Genomic DNA, 17,732 nt, shown 5'->3' on the forward strand with positions numbered 1-17,732 from the left:
CTTACTTAATAGGGAATTGAAGCAAAAGTTTCTTCTGCATTTTGTTTTAGTAACTCCTGTACTTTATCATAGAAAATTTGGGTTGTTTCCCCTCGTTTATTGAAAAATCCATGATCCCTCTTAAGAGCTGAAGCCTCAACCATCCTGGTGACTTGCTCTACAGTAGTTGTAAAAGTCACCTGACCTTTCTGTGCCTTCTCAATCTCCACAAGAACTGCATACATACCTTTAGGTACGATGTTTGGAGAACCTTCTGACGAGGATACTTTTTCTCCACCAAACCAACCAATATCCCATTGCGTATCGATAATGAGGTATCTAATTACTTCTAATAGCGCCTTATTGGCAGCTTCTTTAGGTGAATCAGGAGCAAAAATTGACTCTCGATGTATCTTAATGTCATTAGTGAATCCCCATGCTTTTTTGGCTTCTATTTGCCACTCGGAAACCTCAGCCAGATGCTCTAATACATAAGTAAGAAATCTCTTTTTGTAATCATTCTTGGCACTCTCGGTTATACGAGCTTTTTTCAGATCCGCATAAATGATTTGGATAGGGATTGTTCGTAGTTTAGTTGCAAAAGCAGAGTTTTCTGAGCGGGGTAGATTTTCAAGGACAATTGGAGGAAGTGCTATATTTTTTAAACACTCCTCCAGTTTTGTAAGTTGTTCTGAAGCTGTCTTTGATTTGATATCACCTAGCTGATTTAGAAAGGCGTTAGCCTGGCCATTTTTTTGCAATATAAAAAGCAAGCGTGCGAAACGTTCTTTTTGTTGTTTGTCCGCGTCTTTATACCAGGTAAACACTTTGCTAACAATCAATGATAAATCATTGACATCAATGGAACTGTATTTAGTAGATCGCGATGATTGGAACTCATACAGATTCATATACAGTTTTAACATCGGCATGAGGCATTCAGTAATTTTTTTCTTGTCCGTAGGTTCAGGACTGGCGAATTCGCCACCAGTAGTTGCCGACAAAAATAATTTTGGTCCATACATGACCATTACTGCAGGATTACCTTCAGTGCCTGTATTATCGAGAAAAGAGATTAATTTATGCCGATCCCTTCTGGGTAACTGATGAAAAGCAGCATCAATACTCTCTACGAATAAACGAGTCCTTGGTTCATACTGACCCTCTTCATTGATTGTTATTTGATTGTTATCTGGATTTTTTGATGTTCTGAATAAATGACAACGCAGCATTTGTGCAATGCGGGTTACTGCCAAATCATGTGATGAGGGCTTGGAGTTCAGAATATCAGGAATTGCTGCTGCTAATTTTTTACGATATAAAGTATAAGCTTCCTCAGCCGGGCTATTAAGATGCTGCTGCTGTGCCACATCAACCAATACTTGGTAAAGTAAATTAATTTTTAAATGAATTTCAGGTGAGTTCCCCGTAATGCTAACCATCGAATCTAAGGCGGCTGCACCAAAAATATCATAGCAATGATGGACAAATACAAGTTCTGCAAGCTTTGGATTTTGCTTGTATGCAGCAAAAAACAAATCCAGACCCTTTTTAATTCCTGAAAAGGGAATTTCACCTTGAACAATTTGAGCAATGTTCATCTCGTTGCATAAATTGAATAACTCATCGCAAAAAACGTATTTTTGTTTGTTTTCCTGCTTTGGAGCAGGTCCTCCAAATAATAAATATTCTGTTGCAGAACAATCTTTTTCTTTAGATCCTGCATACCCGAAAAATTCTAAAGCAAGATCATGGTCAACATATTCTTTGGCTTGTACAAATTGCAGCGCATCAGCCGAAGAGATTTCTTTCGCTTCGCTAATCTTCACATAGTTCCCGGATGGAAGATGGATAATATAATCTCCTTGAGCATCCTTGTGTACTGCATTCTTAATGAAGTCCCCTTTTCCTGCATCATGTAGTGCTAAATGCAGATAAAATGCTGCTTTGTTTGTTGGGGAATGCTCCTCTAAACGCAGTAATTTTTTATATTCAGACGACATACCCAAAATGCCATCGGAAAAAGCGGTATCAAATTTATTTTCAGCAGCCAAATGATAATAGAGGACACTATTACCTGTTCGTTTAAATTCAGCTGCCAATTTTTCCTCTTGCTTCAACAAATCACATGATCTTTCACTCGGCATTAAATGAGTCCGTAAATGATTCACGAAAATACCGGTTAAGGCATTTAATTTTTTTTCTGTTGTGGGCAGTAGAAATGCTTTATTGATTTCCTCAGCTATTGATTCAGGTAAATCAAACTCCTCAAAAAAATGCAAAAATGCGCTAATTTCTCTAATCCATTTCAAAATATTTTTTCTTAATGCCTGTTTATTTTCAGCTTCTAATGCTTCAGCACCAAGTATAAATTTGACTGCTTCATTAGGATTACCCTGTACTTGTAGCTCCAATTGGTGTTGGAGTTCTAACAAGTTTGCTTTTATCCAAAACGATTTAATACTTTTCTCTTTTACAGAATCTGTTTTGCCTTCTTGCCTTAAATAAAATACTTCAGATTTTAGTTTGATAATATTCAAATAGTAATTTAATAAGTCAGAGTTGGGATTGAATGCGCTTAGTGCGATGGCATGCAATAGAGAAGTAAAGAATACTGAATCTATTTCTTTACCGTAAATAAAGTGTTCATCACTTTCAATAGCTATATCGTCTTTGTCTGCTGGGACAGAAGAATCGATTAAAATGCCAGTACCATTTAACACCCGCAGACGTAGATCATGTGCCGGTACTTTAACACTATCAGTGAACAACATTTCTTTTAAAATATCGGTCCCAAAAATCGGTTTCCAGTTGCTTATTTCAATTAATGCCATAAGCGTAGCAACGGCATCATGAGGCCAAAATCCTTTATGTTTGGAATTTTTTATAAACTCTACTATGGAAGTAAGTAACACAGGAGCATAATGTCCGGATAATAGAGGAAAAGATCGAGATAAAACGTCCGCGGTACCTTTCATGGAGGTTATTTGAGTGTATTTAGGGAGGGTGCGGGTGGTTCCTGAAACAATATGGAAGACATTGTTGTGTGCTAAAGCGGTCGCTACGGGAGCTGCACTTTTTACCGCAGTGCTGCGTTCATTATATGGGAGGCTATTAGTGTTTGCCGTGTTATTTTGATAATCCTCTGCAGAGTAGGGTTTGTTATACCCCATATTGAATATTTTAAATTTTTTTTGCTCTTGGGGTGGTATCTGGCTTAAAAAGTCCTCAATACCGTTAAATGAAGCAATATTTACTAAAACTGTCTCTTCATTCTTGTGTTTAATTTTTTTTGTCCATGCGTTTTCCGAGGAACTTAAAAGATATTCGGGGCCTACGGTTACTTCGGATTGCTGATAGTACTCGATGACTTCCGCTGTTGGATAAAAAGCATCACTTTCAGAGGACTTATAATGATATTTTTTAAGTTCCTCATCATAACTGTAATAAGTGGTGACTGGGCCTGGAATAATTTCAGGTAAATGTTCAGTGGGCAAATCTAATTGTTTTTGCAATTTTTCAATTTGCATTTTTAAATACAACGCACGCAGACCATATTTACCGTCGGGTTTCTGCACCCCGTATTCATCACAGGGAATTTCATCGGTGGTAACTAACTTAATCGGAGTTAAAGGATCGATAATGCCTGCTTTTTTTGCTTGCATTATGAGGTGGACGGTGGCTATTAAATCATCTCCATCTTTACCGGGATCTGTAAAATAAACTATTTGTACCATTATTATTTTTCTCCTGTTAATTTTAAAGTCCGGGTTGTATCATGGTTTAATAAAAAAACAAATAAATATTTTTATTTACAGGCGGTTTAAAATACTTTTTAAATTTTTACTATCTGGTCAATGAGTTTTTCTTTGGTGCAAATAGCGCTTTTCGAAACCGTGTTTGGAAATGGTAAACGCGGCAAGATAATTTATAAGAGAGATTCCTCTTTTTAGCTTAAAATATTGTATAATTAGGACTGAAAAGTGCAGAAAATAGTATTTTAGATGTCTGAGTTGTCAGAAACTATTCTTTTCATCAGGTTAAACCCTAAGATTCACTTTAAATTAATAGGTATTCATAGTATTTTCCCCCAAATTTTAGTACATTAACCAATTTGTTATTTGAAATCTCCAGAGGATTATTTAGGCCATGCTGAATACGTTGATTAAAAAAATGTTTGGAAGCCGAAATGAGCGTACATTACGGCGTATGGAAAAGGCAGTAATGGCAATTAATGCATTTGAGGCACAAATGCAAGCACTCACCGATGCTGAGTTAGCAGCAAAAACCCAGCATTTTAAAGCTCGTTTAGCAGAAGGAGAAAGCCTTGATGAAATGTTGGCAGAGGCTTTCGCTACCGTAAGAGAGGTGTCTGTACGTACTTTGGGGCTTCGTCATTTTGATGTGCAATTAATCGGTGGAATGGTTCTGCATGAGGGCAATATTGCTGAAATGAGGACAGGGGAAGGTAAGACATTGGTTGCCACCTTGCCTGCATACTTGAATGCAATTGCTGGACGTGGCGTACACATTGTTACTGTAAATGATTATCTTGCGAAACGCGACAGCCAATGGATGAAGCCTATATTCGAGTTTTTAGGTCTTTCTGTAGGGGTGATTTTTCCCGATATGTCGCATTCTGCAAAACAGGAAGCTTATCGTTGCGATATCGTCTATGGAACGAATAATGAATATGGTTTTGATTATCTGCGCGATAATATGGCATTTAGCCTTGAAGATAAAGTCCAAAGGGAGTTGAATTTTGCCATAGTAGACGAGGTTGACTCTATTTTGATTGATGAGGCCCGTACCCCATTAATTATTTCAGGTGCGGCTGAAGACAGTTCTGAACTTTACATCAAAATAAACAGTTTAATTCCGCATTTGAAGAAACAGGAAGAAGAAGGCGGAGAAGGGGATTTCACAGTCGATGAAAAGCAGAAACAAGCCCATCTTACTGATGCAGGGCATCAGCATATAGAAGAATTATTGGTTAAGGCAAAACTTCTGGATCAGGGTGAAAGTCTGTATCATGCCAGTAATATTATCTTAATGCACCATGTGAATGCTGCATTAAAAGCGCATGCCATGTTCCATCGTGATGTAGATTATATTGTTAAGGATGGGCAAGTTGTTATAGTAGATGAGCATACTGGACGGACGATGCCTGGTCGAAGATGGTCTGAAGGGCTACACCAGGCTGTAGAAGCTAAAGAAGGCGTGTCTATTCAAAATGAAAACCAAACCTTGGCCTCCATTACATTCCAGAATTTCTTCCGTATGTATAATAAATTATCAGGAATGACAGGAACAGCTGATACTGAAGCTTATGAATTGCAGCAAATTTATAATCTTGATGTTGTTGTTATCCCTACAAATAAACCTATGGTCAGAAAAGATGAATCAGACCTGGTTTATTTAACACAAAAAGACAAATTCCAGGCAATTATAGCGGATATCCGTGAATGTATCGCCCGTAAGCAGCCCGTTCTTGTAGGTACTGTTTCAATTGAAGCTTCAGAATTTTTAAGTCAGTTTCTAAAAAAAGAAAATATCAAGCATCAAGTGCTCAATGCCAAATTCCATGAAAAAGAAGCACAAATTATTGCTGAGGCTGGGCGCCCTGGAGCAGTGACTATTGCCACTAATATGGCCGGTCGTGGAACTGATATAGTATTGGGGGGAAGCTTGTCTTCAGATTTGGCGCAATTACCTGAGACGGCAACTCCTGAGGAGATAGAGGCTGCAAAACAATTGTGGCAAAAGCGTCATGATGAAGTACTTGCAGCAGGCGGGTTAAGAATTATAGGTTCAGAGCGCCATGAATCACGACGAATCGATAACCAGTTGAGAGGACGTTCAGGACGTCAGGGAGATGTTGGAAGCAGCCGTTTCTACCTGTCGCTTGAAGATAATTTGATGCGCATATTCGCTTCAGAACGTGTTGCTTCAATGATGCGCCGTCTGGGGATGAAACCTGGTGAACCTATTGAACACAGTCTGGTAACCAAAGCAATCGAAAATGCCCAACGCAAACTGGAAGGGCACCATTTTGATGTCAGAAAACAGCTCCTGGATTATGACAATGTGGCAAATGATCAAAGACAAGTCATTTATACTCAACGCGCGTCAATTATGGAGATGACGGATACCGAGGAAATGATAAGTACCATGCGAGAAGAAGTAATATCCAATCTTGTTGATACTTATATTCCTCCGCAAAGTTTAGAAGATCAATGGGATCCAAAAGCATTAAGTGACGTCTTGATGGATGAATTCAAGATCAAAGCTCCAGTGCTTGAATGGATTGAAGAAGATCATCATATTCAACCTGAACAAATTAAAGAAAGGATTCTTGAGCTTGCAGCACAAAAGTATAATGAAAAAGTAAAGCAAGCAGGAAGAGCGACCATGTCGCAATTTGAAAAATCAGTAATTTTACAAACACTCGACAATCAGTGGCGTGAACATTTGGCAGTAATGGATCAATTGCGTCAAGGAATTCATTTACGTGGATATGCACAAAAAGATCCAAAGCAAGAATATAAAAAGGAAGCGTTTACTCTGTTCACTACCATGCTTGATAATTTAAAGTATGATGTGATCCGTTTAATTTCTTCAGTTGAAATTCAAACCGAAGAAGATGTCAATGCTGTTGAGGAACAACGACGAGCGGAACAAGTAAGCAAGATGAATTTGCAACACGGTAATTATACCGAAGAAAATGAAGAAGAAGCCCAACCGCAAACCTATAAAAGACAGGAAAAGAAAATAGGCCGAAATGATCCTTGTCCTTGTGGCTCTGGTAAAAAATATAAAGCGTGCCATGGAAGTCTTGCGTGAATATTACTGTTGCAGTAGCCGTCATTATTGATGAGCAGCAACGAATCTTGATTACCCAACGTCCTTTTCACGTGCCTCATGGGGGATGTTGGGAGTTTCCAGGCGGTAAGTTGGAAGCAAATGAGCACTCTGCATCGGCATTAATCAGGGAGATAAAGGAAGAAGTCGGCCTGGAGGTTCATCAATATCATTTGCTGGGCGAAGTTAATCATCAATATTCGGATAAAAGGGTTAAATTAGTTATTTTCCTCGTCAATCAATTTTCCGGCATTCCCTTATGTTTGGAAGGCCAGTTGGCAATGAAATGGGTTTTTCATCATGAACTAAACCCAGAGCATTTCCCTGAAGCAAACCATCAGGTAATTGCAATGGTAAAAGATTACTTATGCAGCAATAACTGAAAAATTGAATGCCGGATATCAAATTGCGGTTAATTAAAATCAAGAAATAAGGGAGCATGATCCGAAACTTCTTCATCCATCACCATAAAATTATCAACCACTATATCTTTTGAAGTAAGAATATAATCCGCATATTTTTCCTTTTTTTCATAATATCGAGTTCTTGTTGAGGTAATTTTGTTCAAAGTTATCAAGTTGTTCATTCCCTCCTCAATAATATGCATGCTTTCAGTGTCCGGCCTTAAATTAAAATCACCACACAATATTTTTGGGGTGTTTATGGTATCCATAAAATGACGTATGCGATAGGATTGATTGATGCGTTCGGGTGTATCCTTTTTCCCTTGACCATTCCAGAGGCCATGCACATTTAAAATGGAATAAATTTTTTTATTAATCTCACATTCAACCCATTGCAGGTTCCGGGGATGATTTAAGCCTATGCCAGGATAGTGTTGCTTTTGATGGATGTTTATATCTCCTTCTCCCAATATATCGATAGTGTTTTTTAACAACATGGCTATTCCATAAACATTTTCGACAGCTGGTTTAAAAATAGCAACATGATTGGGAAGGAGGTGCTGTATATCTGCAAAAATGTTTAAACTGAGTTCTCTATCTTCTTCAGTTACTGTTCGGTGGGCGTTGCAATATACTTCCTGGAGACAAAATACATCAACCTCACGATGTTCACTAATAAATTTTAATAGGGGATCTCTCAAGTGGCCGCCCCATAAATTTAAAGTAATCAATTTCATTTATCACCAAGTTCCTTGTGTTCGTACTTCATAAAAAGATCTGAATTAATGGATTTATTTTTTTGATTCCTGCAGATAGGTGTAGTGTAAATCATTTACTTTTTGTGATAATTGCTCAATATCCCTGTTATTAATCACAATATCATCGGCACTATCTAAACGTTTCTCAATATCCGGTTGAGCTGCTAAAATTGCTTGAGCTTGCTCTTTACTGCATTGATCCCTCTGCATTAATCGTGAGATTTGTAGTTCTTCCGGTGCACACAGCAGCAAAATCCGATTAATGTAAGGATAAGCTTCTTTCGAAATGAGCAGGGGGATTTCTATCATACAATAAGGTGATAAAGATGCAGCAACCCTTTGTTTAATCACTTCACGGATAAGAGGATGTAGGAGATGCTCAAGCCAATCCCGCTCTTTGGGGTCAGAGAATATAATTTCCCTTAGTTTGCTTCGGTCCAATTCTCCATCATCCAAAAGTATCCTGTTACCATAATGCTCCAGGATTCTCTTGTATGCGCTTTTGTCTTTTTGGGTTAACTCCCTTGATATTTTATCAGCATGGATTACTTCGATACCCAATCTTGAAAAGAGTTCGGCAACAGTAGTTTTTCCACTACCAATACCGCCTGTTAATCCAACACAATAAACCATAGTTTAAATCTCATTTTTATTAACGCATGTTACTACATTAATGAAACAAGTATAAGGTACAGGGCTTTTTTGCTTGCAATACGCTTCAGCAGCTAATGCTGCATCTTCACGATTTGCATAAAGATTGCTTCTCCAGGGTAATGCTTCCCTATCAAATGCAGTACATTGCCACATAGGCATCACATTTATACCATCGATGAATTGTATGCAGCTGCTTCTGGTGGTTTTACAAGTGGCGGGAATCTGGCTGTTTTTTTTACAGGCAGCATAGGAGAGATTTAGAGCAACTTTTTGATACATGTTTTTCGAAAGCCATTTTGTATTATTAGCGTCATGAGTTGCACATTGCCAATAATCGCCTTCTATTATTGGTGCAGCAAAGCTTGAAGCTGAGATACCTAGAACAAGCAAGAAGTAATATCCTATGTACTTATTCATTTTTTTCTCCCTGAAGCAGTCTAACGAGTTCTTCAACATGCAAGGCTTTAGAAAAATACCATCCTTGAAGGAAATGAACGTTATGTTGTAATAAATAGTTTAATTGCTCTTTTGTTTCCACGCCTTCTGCAATAATAATTAAATTAATTTTTTTTGCTAAATGGATTATTGCATCATTTAGTGATTCTGTAATAGCCTTTGTTCCTATAGAGTGAATGAATAATTTGTCAATTTTAAGATAGTTGAAAGGATAGTACTGGAGATAGCTGATACTCGAATGTCCTGTTCCATAGTCATCTATTGCCAATGAATACCCCAACTGTCTAAGTTCGTGCATTCTGTTGATATAAATTTCATCATTAATATCAAGTAAATAACGTTCAGTGATTTCCAATAAAATTTGATTGGGGGCAATAGAATAGTGTTTTACCAATTTATAAAATCGGGAAAAAAAGTGGCTGTCTGTAAAATGCAGCGCACAAATGTTAAATGCTAAATGAAACGTGGGTTGAGCATGTAAAATTGTTTTGGTTTCTTTAAAAGCTATCTCTATAATTTGTAAAGTAATCGGTACAATTAACCCAGTGTTCTCGGCTTCTTCTATAAAAAGATCTGGCATTATAATTTCATCATGATTATCCTGCCATCTTAATAAAACTTCAGCCCCTGAATAGCTATTGCAGTGAGCATCGAATAAAGGTTGGTAAACTGGATAAAATTGTCCGGCGTAAAGGGCGTTCTTGATCGCCCCATGCAAAGAATAATATTTTTTAAAAATACTCTTGATTAAAAAATATAAAAAAAATGAAAGAACCAGGATATCGAGGCTAAGTAAGATTTGATAATACAATAAATGAGCAGCCACGGTCTGGTTGGACAGGGAAACTGTGACTACGACCCCATTGAGGTTTGATAATTGTGTTGTAGATGATATTTTTTCATGGGTAAAAGATGAATCTATGAAAAATTTATCGAACCATAAGTTATTTTTTGTTTCTATCTCTACAATTTTCTTTTTGTGCTTTACATCATATAAGGTTGTTATATGTGGACCATATTCCGGGGCGTTCAAAATCTCCTTTAGGACTGAGGCTAAAATAATTAGCTCCAGTTGGTAATTCCCTGTCTGTTGTTGAATTGCATAAACTGGATAATCAAACATAGCGGATGTTAATGGCCCAATAAATCTATGATGTGACTGGCTTAAGAGAAAACTTTTATTATCCGGTAAGGTAGAACAAATTATTTGAGTGGTTGGTTCGCGGATTGCCAATCCAGAAATTTGGGGATGATTGATGACAATATGCTCTAAATAAGGAATAAAATCCTCTTTACATGTCAGAGACCCCTTTTGATATAATGGAATTTGATATGATCCCTGAACAATATCATTAAGGAAAAGATCCATATTATGGGCTAATTTATTGCTTGCTTCTGCAACCAAGGAAAAAGATTTTTTGACATTAACATTCCAAGTGACATAGGAGAAAACCAAGAATAAAAGAATAGTGAAAAGCATCCAGATTATTTTGAATTTCCTATAGACAAAATATGTCAGATTTCTGGAGACTTTTTTCATAAATTTTAAGGTGTTGCGTAGGCTTCTTTTATAGAGTGTAGTGTTATTTCTGCCAATTTCCCAATTACCTCATGATCCGTGTTTAACGGTGGAAGCCAATAAAGGGTATTACCTATAGGTCTTATTAAAGCCCCATGATTTAGCGCGTGTTGATAAATTTTATTTCCTATACGAGACTGTCCATTATCTTCAAGATCGGCTGCGACAACAGCTCCGATTCCACGAACGTTACTTAATTTTCCTGTGAGCTCGGCTATCTCTGTTAAAGAGGTGAGCATGTATTCTCCTAAACTTTGAGCTCTTGAGATTATTTTTTCTTCCTGCATGGCATGAATAGTTGCCAATGCAGCACTTACTGCAAGGGGATTGCCGCTGTATGTATGAGAATGCAGGAAAGATTTTCCACTCGCGAAATCTGCATAAAAAAGTTTAAATATGGCGTGGTCAATCATGGTACAACTCAAAGGAATGGATCCGGACGTTAACCCTTTGGATAAACAAATCAAATCCGGTTCCACATCTGCATGATTCGAAGCAAGCCACTTACCAGTACGCCCCATTCCTGTCATTATTTCATCAGCAATAAGATAAATATTTTTGCTCTTCGCCCAAGAGGATAGTTTTTTAAGAAAATCAGGGCTGTAACACAACATGCCTCCGGCCCCCTGAATCAATGGTTCAACGATGACGGCACACACGTTATCACTCACTGATTCCAATTCTTTCTCAACAAGAGTCCAGTACGACCCACAATCATGCCATAAACTATCTTCTTTGCCGGAGATATAGGGAATATTTTGAATCAAATGACAGGTTAGGCCAAATGCCGTATAGGGAGCTTTGTAAATACCCAGATCACTGACACTCATGGTCCCCAGTGTTTCTCCGTGATATCCATTTTTAAGTGCTATAAACTGATTTTTCTCCGTAAACCCCTTGATTTGATTGGCATGAATCGCCAGTTTCATTGCTATTTCAACGGCGCTGGAACCATCGCTGGCGAAAAAGACATGTTGTTTTTTTGTAATCTCGGCTAGATTTTCCGCTAATTCGACTAGTTTTGAATGGGTTGTATTTGCAGCAATAACATGTTCGAAATGATTAAGTTGCTCTTTTATTGCTGCTACTACAGCAGGATGACCATGCCCTAAAGATTTACACCACCAGCTGGAGATGGCATCTATCAATGGGCCTTTATTGGTATAGAGATAGCTGCCTTGTGCTTTTTCAATAATTAGAGGAGGGCAGGTTTCAAAATCTTTCATTTGAGTACAAGGATGCCAAAAATGTTTCAAATCTTTGCTTATTAATTGCTGCGTGTTGACCATTTTTAAAATTTTGGTTGACAAGATTAGGCAGCACTTTATCATGTCGACTTCATAAATAAAATAAGAAATATTTAAATGCAGTTGGTTGTTTGCCTGTATTAATTAATTGATAGGAGAAAGTGTTGTGACTCAAGCCAAAAAGACCTGGTCTGCCTCTGAAATTACTGAGCTTTATCAGCAACCGTTTAATGATTTGTTGCATCAGGCCCACTCAATACACAGGGAACATCATCAACCTAATTCATTACAATTTGCTACTTTATTAAGTATCAAAACAGGAGCTTGTCCCGAGGACTGTGGATACTGCTCTCAAAGCGGTCATCATAAAACTCATGTAGAAAAAGAAAAACTAATGTCGGTTGCTGATGTAATACAAGCAGCACAGGAAGCCAAGGATGGTGGTGCAAAACGTTTTTGTATGGGAGCTGCCTGGCGTTGCCCTCCTGATAAAGCCATGAATGAGCTCCAGGAAATGATTAAAGGTGTGAAAGCCTTAGGCTTGGAAACATGCATGACTTTGGGTATGTTAAACCAGGAACAGGCAGCCTGCTTAAAAGATGCGGGTTTGGATTATTACAATCATAATATTGACACATCACCATCCTATTATGAAAAAGTGGTGACGACGCGCAAATTCAGTGAGCGGCTTGATACATTACACAATGTTCGCGAGGCAGGAATTAACGTATGTTGTGGTGGTATTTTGGGTTTAGGTGAGACACGTGAGGACCGTATAGAATTTTTATTAACTCTGGCCAATATGGATACTCCACCAGAAAGTGTCCCCATCAACCGATTAATCCCGGTGGAAGGAACACCCCTTGCGAAAGCTCAGCCCGTAGAAGGCATAGAATTAGTTCGTACGATTGCAACAGCCAGAATATTAATGCCTCAAAGTGTTATTCGCTTGACAGCTGGCAGAACGGAGATGAGCGATGAGCTCCAGGCTCTCTGTTTCTTTGCGGGTGCAAATTCGGTCTTTATTGGGGATAAATTATTAACCGAAGAAAACCCTCAACGCATGAAGGATAAAAATCTTTTTAACAAACTCGGTTTAACTGAGATGATTTAAATGCCTATAAGTCAAAAAATAAAGAATTATACGAACCAACTCGCTCATGAAGGTCTATTAAGAAATAGACGCGTCCATGCAGATGATTCGTCGTTAATTCATTTTGACAGCAATGATTATTTATCTTTAACCCGAGACAAACGTATCGCGGAAGTATATCAGCGTGGGTATGCCTTATATCCTACCGGAAGTGGTGCATCGATGCTGCTTAGCGGATATCATTCCAATCACCGGGCAGTTGAAGAGGCGTTCGCCAATTTATTAGCGGTGGATGATTGCATCTTGTTCTCTTCAGGGTATGCTGCAAATCTCGCGGTAACCGCTTTACTCGGCAAATTAAAAGTACACTGTTTTATTGATAAAGAAATACATGCTTCAATTTACGATGGTCTAGCCTTATCCCATGTAAACTATACACGTTATTTGCATAACAATTTAGATGTATTGGAAGGTAAACTGATCACGGGTTCCGCTTTAATCACGGAAGGCATTTTTAGTATGAGCGGCCAATTGGCGCCTTTAATGCAACTTTCGATGCTGTGCAATAGAAATCAAGGTGCGCTATTGGTTGACGAGGCTCATTCATTTGGGATATTGGGCAGCCAGGGAAAGGGCGCTGTTGCGCATTATGGGTTAACTCAAAATGAAGTCCCCCTAAGGATTATTCCCTTAGGAAAATCCTTTGCTGCCCAAGGTGCACTTGTGGCGGGTAAAGCAGACTGGATTTATGCTTTATTACAGGCAGGTCGTTCCGTCATTTATTCTACTGCGATAAGTCCGGCATTGAGTTATGGATTATTACATACCCTGGAATTTGTGGTAAATGCCGAAGATCGGCGATTGAAATTGGAGCAATTAATCGCACTATTTAAAACATACAGGACTCAATCACCTTTTAATTGGGCTGATTCAAGCAGCCCCATTCAACAACTTCGATTAGGGTGCCCCTATTTGGCCTTGTATTTTGAACGGGAATTAAAAAAACAAGGTATTAGTTGTTGTGCTATAAGAAAACCTACAGTAAGTGCAAAAGCAAGTGGTTTACGGGTGATTTTGAATTATAACCATACACCGGAACAAATCCGTGAACTTTTTGATAAATTAATTAATATATATGAATGTAAACATCCGTAGCTATGGGGAAGGATTGCCTCTTGTTTTTTTTCATGGATGGGGATTCGACAGTCGAATCTGGTTGCCATTAGTGCCCCAACTTTCCAGGGACTACCAAATCATATTAATTGATTTACCAGGATTTGGTCACACTCCCATTATGGAATGGGAATTGTTTAAAAAATTTTTATTAGAGCAATTGCCAAAACACTTCGCATTAATTGGTTGGTCCATGGGTGGATTGTATGCCATACGTCTGGCAGTAGAGGAACCTGATAGAGTATATAAGCTCATTAACATTGCTTCTTCACCACGATTTTTATATACGGATTTATGGCCTGGTGTTTCCCCGGAAGTTTTTAAAAAATTCTATAAACAACTATTTGCAAAGCCCGAAAGTACATTGAAAGAATTTATGGAACTTAATGGATTGACTTCTGCCGACAGATTGAAACATCTGCCTGAGAGGCTACCCTCACCAGAAGGTTTGCAGTCAGGTCTTAATATTCTTGAGTCTTGGGATTTGCGTGAGGAACTGAGCAATTTTGGTAATCCTGCATATTTTATGTTTGGTCGGCTTGATCCTATAGTTCCTGTTAAAACAATGAATTCAATGCAACTGAACTATCCTGACTTTAATTACCTGCTGTTTAAACGCGCAGCACACATACCTTTCTTATCCCATATGGATTTATTCATCGAGGAATTTAGAGGATTTATGAAATGAGACGATATTTTATTACTGGTACAGATACTGACTGTGGTAAAACTTATGTCACAGCGAGTTTATTAAACTATTTTCCATCAGCGGCTGCAATAAAACCTGTTGCAAGTGGATGCATGGAAATTGAAAATACATTAATCAATAGTGATGCACTGCAGTTACAGAAAAATAATATCAGCCTGGATATCATCAATCCCTGGCGATTTAAAATGCCTGTCTCGCCTCATATCGCTGCCCAAAGCGAGGGAGTCAGTTTATCGATTAACGACATTTCAAATTATTGCCTTAACTTGCAATTATCCGGTATTGAAAAATTATTTATTGAGGGAGCGGGGGGATTAATGGTTCCCTTAAATGATAATGAAACCTGGGTCGACTTTTTACAAATTACCAAAATACCTGTTATTTTGGTTGTAGGAATGAAATTAGGCTGTATTAATCATGCTTTGCTCACAGAAAGTGCCTTGCTTGCCAATAATATCGAGTGTCTTGGATGGATTGCCAATTGTATTGATTCAAATATGCTGGTCTTGGCAGAAAATATTGCTACGTTAACCCGGAAACTGACTGTTCCTCTTTTGGCAAAAGTGCCGTTTGGAAGTAATTTGCAAATCACTGAATCTTTTTTGTCTGTTCTATAATATCTTTGTACTCAGAGCTACTTGTTGTTTTAAAAACACTGTTGTATGTTAAGGTAGATTTTATTAAATGAAAGGGATGACAATGTTACTATCTGATAAATTAATGCAATCAGTAATGACTGCTTTTTTTGTTCTTGTTGCATCTGGAAGTTCTGCAGCGGAAACAAATGACCCAGCCTCTGCGACCGAAAAATGCTACGGGATTGCTAAAAAAGGGATGAATGATTGTGCGACTGCAACAGCTTCATGTGCCTCTTCAGCAACCAAGGATCGACAAAAAGATGCCTTTATTCTGTTACCAAAAGGTCTTTGCGATCGGATTGTAGGTGGAAAACTTAAACCTGAGTAACTCATTTATATCAAATAAGGAAATTGATCATGAAGCAAATTTTAGGAAGCTTATCCTTGCTTTTGGCATTCACTTTTTCTGTGCCAACCTATTCCGCCCCTGAAAACTACACTTTGGATAAAAACCATACTTATGTATTGTGGAGTATTGATCATTTGGGTTTTTCTACCCAATACGGAAAATGGTATGGGACTGGCCAGCTGATTCTTGATAAAGATAATCCCAGTCAAAGTAAAGTCAATGTAAAAATTGACGTTGCTGACATGATAACCGGCATACCAGAGTTGGATAAGCACTTAAAAAGTAAATTATTTTTTGATACAGCGCAATTTCCTACGGCAACCTTTGTCAGCAATAAAGTTACTCCTAAGGGTGATAATAAAGCTACAGTTGAGGGGACCTTGACTTTGCATGGGGTAAGTAAACCCGTTGTGTTAGATGTTACTTTAAATAAAGAAGGGATGAGCCCCATTAGTAACAAGATGTCTGTTGGCTTTACTGCAACTACCTCTATCAACCGTTCTGATTTTGGGATAAATGCCTTTCTGCCCTCAGTGAGCGATAAAGTAAACCTTTCAATAGGTGCCGAAGCGTATCAGGATAAAAAATAGGGTGTATTATGCAAATTAAAAATAGCGCCGCTCGTTTTGGGATAGTGACCATAGTACTTCATTGGATTATTGCTTTATTAATTATTGGATTGCTGGTATTGGGGTTGTATATGACTTCTTTGCCATGGAATCCTGAAAGATTGAAACTCTATGGATGGCACAAGGAGTACGGTCTTCTAGTACTTTTTATTGCAATTTTTAGAATTATTTGGCGATTAAGTAATGAACAGCCTGAGCTTGCCTTGCCTTGGCTTGAAAAAATTGCTGCACGCAGCATGCACTGGGCCTTTTACTTATTTATGTTTGCCATGCCTATGACGGGGTGGTTGATTACCTCTGCTGCGGGATTACCTGCTTCATTTTTTGGACTATTTACATTACCTAATCTGATTGCGCCGGATGAAAGTAATCGTATTTTATTTGAAGAGATCCATGAATGGCTAGGGTATGCTCTTATTGCGGCAATCTGCTTACATACGGCTGCTGCTTTAAAACATCATTTTATTAACAAGGATGATATATTACGGAGAATGTTCCCATGAAAATGTTTAAGTATTTTCTCTTTCTGTTTTTATTGAATACTTCCTATGCAAATGCTTCATCTGAGTGGACAATTGTTCCCAATGAAAGCAGCATCAGTTTTACCGCAACACAAAATAATGCTCCTGTCACTGGATCATTCAAAGAATTTACCGCAACAATAATTGCAGATCCCGCGCATCTCCAGGACAGTAAAGTGGATGTAGTGGTTAATATGAACTCACTCACAACTTCCTATGCTGAAATAACTTCAATATTAACGGGTCCAGATTGGTTTAACACCAAAGAATTTCCAAAGGCTGAGTTTAAATCAACCAAATTCATCAAAAAGGATGATAAAAATTACGAAGCTACCGGAACATTAACCATCAAGAATAAATCTGTACCTGTAACACTTAACTTTACAGCGGTTGAGTCACCAAAAGGTCATGTGGTAGTTGAAGGACATACCAACCTAAAACGGCTTGACTTTGGAATTGGGCAAGGAGATTGGTCTAGCACTAGTGAAATAAAAGATGAGGTAACGGTAAATTTTAAAGCGGTTGCCCAACAAAAATAATAATCTCAATACTCTAAGAATTATGGTCTGAAGATTATTTCTTCAGGCCAGTCCTAATCTTTCGATAAATTAGTATATCAGGATTTTTTAGCACAAAAACACCATGGATTACTGTAATGTTCCTCTCATGGAACCTCAAAGAT

At 38.1% G+C, this 17,732-nt stretch carries 16 protein-coding genes; 10 read left to right on the forward strand and 6 right to left on the reverse strand.

What is annotated here, in order from left to right:
* Positions 1 to 5: 5 nt before the first annotated feature.
* Complete coding sequence (locus KYQ_RS04295) at positions 6 to 3,716, reverse strand: hypothetical protein (protein WP_019349675.1); 3,711 nt, start codon at positions 3,714 to 3,716, stop codon at positions 6 to 8.
* Positions 3,717 to 4,128: 412 nt separating this feature from the next.
* On the opposite strand from KYQ_RS04295, the gene secA reads away from it, so the two are divergent.
* Entirely contained in the window at positions 4,129 to 6,822 is a 2,694-nt protein-coding gene (gene secA / locus KYQ_RS04300; RefSeq protein WP_010653799.1) for a preprotein translocase subunit SecA, read from the forward strand.
* Complete coding sequence (gene mutT, locus KYQ_RS04305) at positions 6,819 to 7,223, forward strand: 8-oxo-dGTP diphosphatase MutT (RefSeq protein ID WP_010653798.1); 405 nt, start codon at positions 6,819 to 6,821, stop codon at positions 7,221 to 7,223. The genes secA and mutT overlap by 4 nt, the downstream gene beginning before the upstream one ends.
* 29 nt (positions 7,224 to 7,252) lie before the next feature.
* Here the strand turns inward: mutT and KYQ_RS04310 are convergent, their stop codons facing one another.
* The 5 genes from KYQ_RS04310 to bioA all read right to left on the reverse strand — a co-directional run bounded on the left by KYQ_RS04310 (position 7,253) and on the right by bioA (position 11,980).
* Complete coding sequence (locus tag KYQ_RS04310) at positions 7,253 to 7,981, reverse strand: endonuclease/exonuclease/phosphatase family protein (protein ID WP_010653797.1); 729 nt, start codon at positions 7,979 to 7,981, stop codon at positions 7,253 to 7,255.
* Between the two features lie 54 nt (positions 7,982 to 8,035).
* Positions 8,036 to 8,635, reverse strand: a complete 600-nt coding sequence (gene coaE / locus KYQ_RS04315) for a dephospho-CoA kinase (protein ID WP_010653796.1) — start codon at positions 8,633 to 8,635, stop codon at positions 8,036 to 8,038.
* A gap of 3 nt (positions 8,636 to 8,638) precedes the next feature.
* Complete coding sequence (locus tag KYQ_RS04320) at positions 8,639 to 9,073, reverse strand: hypothetical protein (protein ID WP_010653795.1); 435 nt, start codon at positions 9,071 to 9,073, stop codon at positions 8,639 to 8,641.
* Positions 9,066 to 10,592: an EAL domain-containing protein gene (locus tag KYQ_RS04325; RefSeq protein ID WP_019349676.1), complete on the reverse strand. Its 1,527-nt coding sequence runs from the start codon at positions 10,590 to 10,592 to the stop codon at positions 9,066 to 9,068. The genes KYQ_RS04320 and KYQ_RS04325 overlap by 8 nt, the downstream gene beginning before the upstream one ends.
* 65 nt (positions 10,593 to 10,657) lie before the next feature.
* A complete protein-coding gene (bioA, locus tag KYQ_RS04330; protein ID WP_029488987.1) occupies positions 10,658 to 11,980 on the reverse strand; it encodes an adenosylmethionine--8-amino-7-oxononanoate transaminase in 1,323 nt (440 codons plus the stop codon).
* Between the two features lie 124 nt (positions 11,981 to 12,104).
* On the opposite strand from bioA, the gene bioB reads away from it, so the two are divergent.
* The 8 genes from bioB to KYQ_RS04370 all read left to right on the forward strand — a co-directional run bounded on the left by bioB (position 12,105) and on the right by KYQ_RS04370 (position 17,589).
* On the forward strand, positions 12,105 to 13,052 hold the full coding sequence (bioB, locus tag KYQ_RS04335) for a biotin synthase BioB (protein ID WP_010653792.1): 948 nt from the start codon (positions 12,105 to 12,107) through the stop codon (positions 13,050 to 13,052).
* On the forward strand, positions 13,053 to 14,186 hold the full coding sequence (locus tag KYQ_RS04340; RefSeq protein WP_010653791.1) for an aminotransferase class I/II-fold pyridoxal phosphate-dependent enzyme: 1,134 nt from the start codon (positions 13,053 to 13,055) through the stop codon (positions 14,184 to 14,186). It begins immediately after the preceding gene.
* Positions 14,167 to 14,892 (forward strand): alpha/beta fold hydrolase, encoded by a 726-nt coding sequence (locus tag KYQ_RS04345; RefSeq protein ID WP_019349678.1) that lies wholly within the window; start codon positions 14,167 to 14,169, stop codon positions 14,890 to 14,892. The genes KYQ_RS04340 and KYQ_RS04345 overlap by 20 nt, the downstream gene beginning before the upstream one ends.
* Entirely contained in the window at positions 14,889 to 15,530 is a 642-nt protein-coding gene (gene bioD, locus KYQ_RS04350) for a dethiobiotin synthase (protein WP_010653789.1), read from the forward strand. The genes KYQ_RS04345 and bioD overlap by 4 nt, the downstream gene beginning before the upstream one ends.
* Before the next feature lie 82 nt (positions 15,531 to 15,612).
* On the forward strand, positions 15,613 to 15,879 hold the full coding sequence (locus KYQ_RS04355) for a BufA1 family periplasmic bufferin-type metallophore (protein WP_010653788.1): 267 nt from the start codon (positions 15,613 to 15,615) through the stop codon (positions 15,877 to 15,879).
* A 29-nt stretch (positions 15,880 to 15,908) separates the two neighbouring features.
* Positions 15,909 to 16,490 (forward strand): YceI family protein, encoded by a 582-nt coding sequence (locus KYQ_RS04360; protein WP_010653787.1) that lies wholly within the window; start codon positions 15,909 to 15,911, stop codon positions 16,488 to 16,490.
* Positions 16,491 to 16,498: 8 nt separating this feature from the next.
* Positions 16,499 to 17,032, forward strand: a complete 534-nt coding sequence (locus KYQ_RS04365) for a cytochrome b (protein WP_019349679.1) — start codon at positions 16,499 to 16,501, stop codon at positions 17,030 to 17,032.
* Positions 17,029 to 17,589, forward strand: coding sequence for a YceI family protein (locus tag KYQ_RS04370; RefSeq protein ID WP_010653785.1), 561 nt, complete (start codon positions 17,029 to 17,031; stop codon positions 17,587 to 17,589). Before KYQ_RS04365 ends, KYQ_RS04370 begins: the two co-directional genes overlap by 4 nt.
* The last annotated feature ends 143 nt before the right edge of the window (positions 17,590 to 17,732 follow it).

It is taken from the genome of Fluoribacter dumoffii NY 23 (assembly GCF_000236165.1).
GTDB lineage: Bacteria > Pseudomonadota > Gammaproteobacteria > Legionellales > Legionellaceae > Legionella > Legionella dumoffii.

Excerpts from the sequence above, each read along its gene's own strand:
- KYQ_RS04295 (WP_019349675.1), bottom strand. The coding sequence starts at position 3,716 with ATGGTACAAATAGTTTATTTTACAGATCCCGGTAAAGATGGAGATGAT.
- secA (WP_010653799.1), top strand. The coding sequence starts at position 4,129 with ATGCTGAATACGTTGATTAAAAAAATGTTTGGAAGCCGAAATGAGCGT.
- KYQ_RS04310 (WP_010653797.1), bottom strand. The coding sequence starts at position 7,981 with ATGAAATTGATTACTTTAAATTTATGGGGCGGCCACTTGAGAGATCCC.
- coaE (WP_010653796.1), bottom strand. The coding sequence starts at position 8,635 with ATGGTTTATTGTGTTGGATTAACAGGCGGTATTGGTAGTGGAAAAACT.
- KYQ_RS04320 (WP_010653795.1), bottom strand. The coding sequence starts at position 9,073 with ATGAATAAGTACATAGGATATTACTTCTTGCTTGTTCTAGGTATCTCA.
- KYQ_RS04325 (WP_019349676.1), bottom strand. The coding sequence starts at position 10,592 with ATGCTTTTCACTATTCTTTTATTCTTGGTTTTCTCCTATGTCACTTGG.
- bioA (WP_029488987.1), bottom strand. The coding sequence starts at position 11,980 with ATGGTCAACACGCAGCAATTAATAAGCAAAGATTTGAAACATTTTTGG.
- KYQ_RS04340 (WP_010653791.1), top strand. The coding sequence starts at position 13,053 with ATGCCTATAAGTCAAAAAATAAAGAATTATACGAACCAACTCGCTCAT.
- KYQ_RS04345 (WP_019349678.1), top strand. The coding sequence starts at position 14,167 with ATGAATGTAAACATCCGTAGCTATGGGGAAGGATTGCCTCTTGTTTTT.
- bioD (WP_010653789.1), top strand. The coding sequence starts at position 14,889 with ATGAGACGATATTTTATTACTGGTACAGATACTGACTGTGGTAAAACT.
- KYQ_RS04355 (WP_010653788.1), top strand. The coding sequence starts at position 15,613 with ATGTTACTATCTGATAAATTAATGCAATCAGTAATGACTGCTTTTTTT.
- KYQ_RS04360 (WP_010653787.1), top strand. The coding sequence starts at position 15,909 with ATGAAGCAAATTTTAGGAAGCTTATCCTTGCTTTTGGCATTCACTTTT.
- KYQ_RS04365 (WP_019349679.1), top strand. The coding sequence starts at position 16,499 with ATGCAAATTAAAAATAGCGCCGCTCGTTTTGGGATAGTGACCATAGTA.
- KYQ_RS04370 (WP_010653785.1), top strand. The coding sequence starts at position 17,029 with ATGAAAATGTTTAAGTATTTTCTCTTTCTGTTTTTATTGAATACTTCC.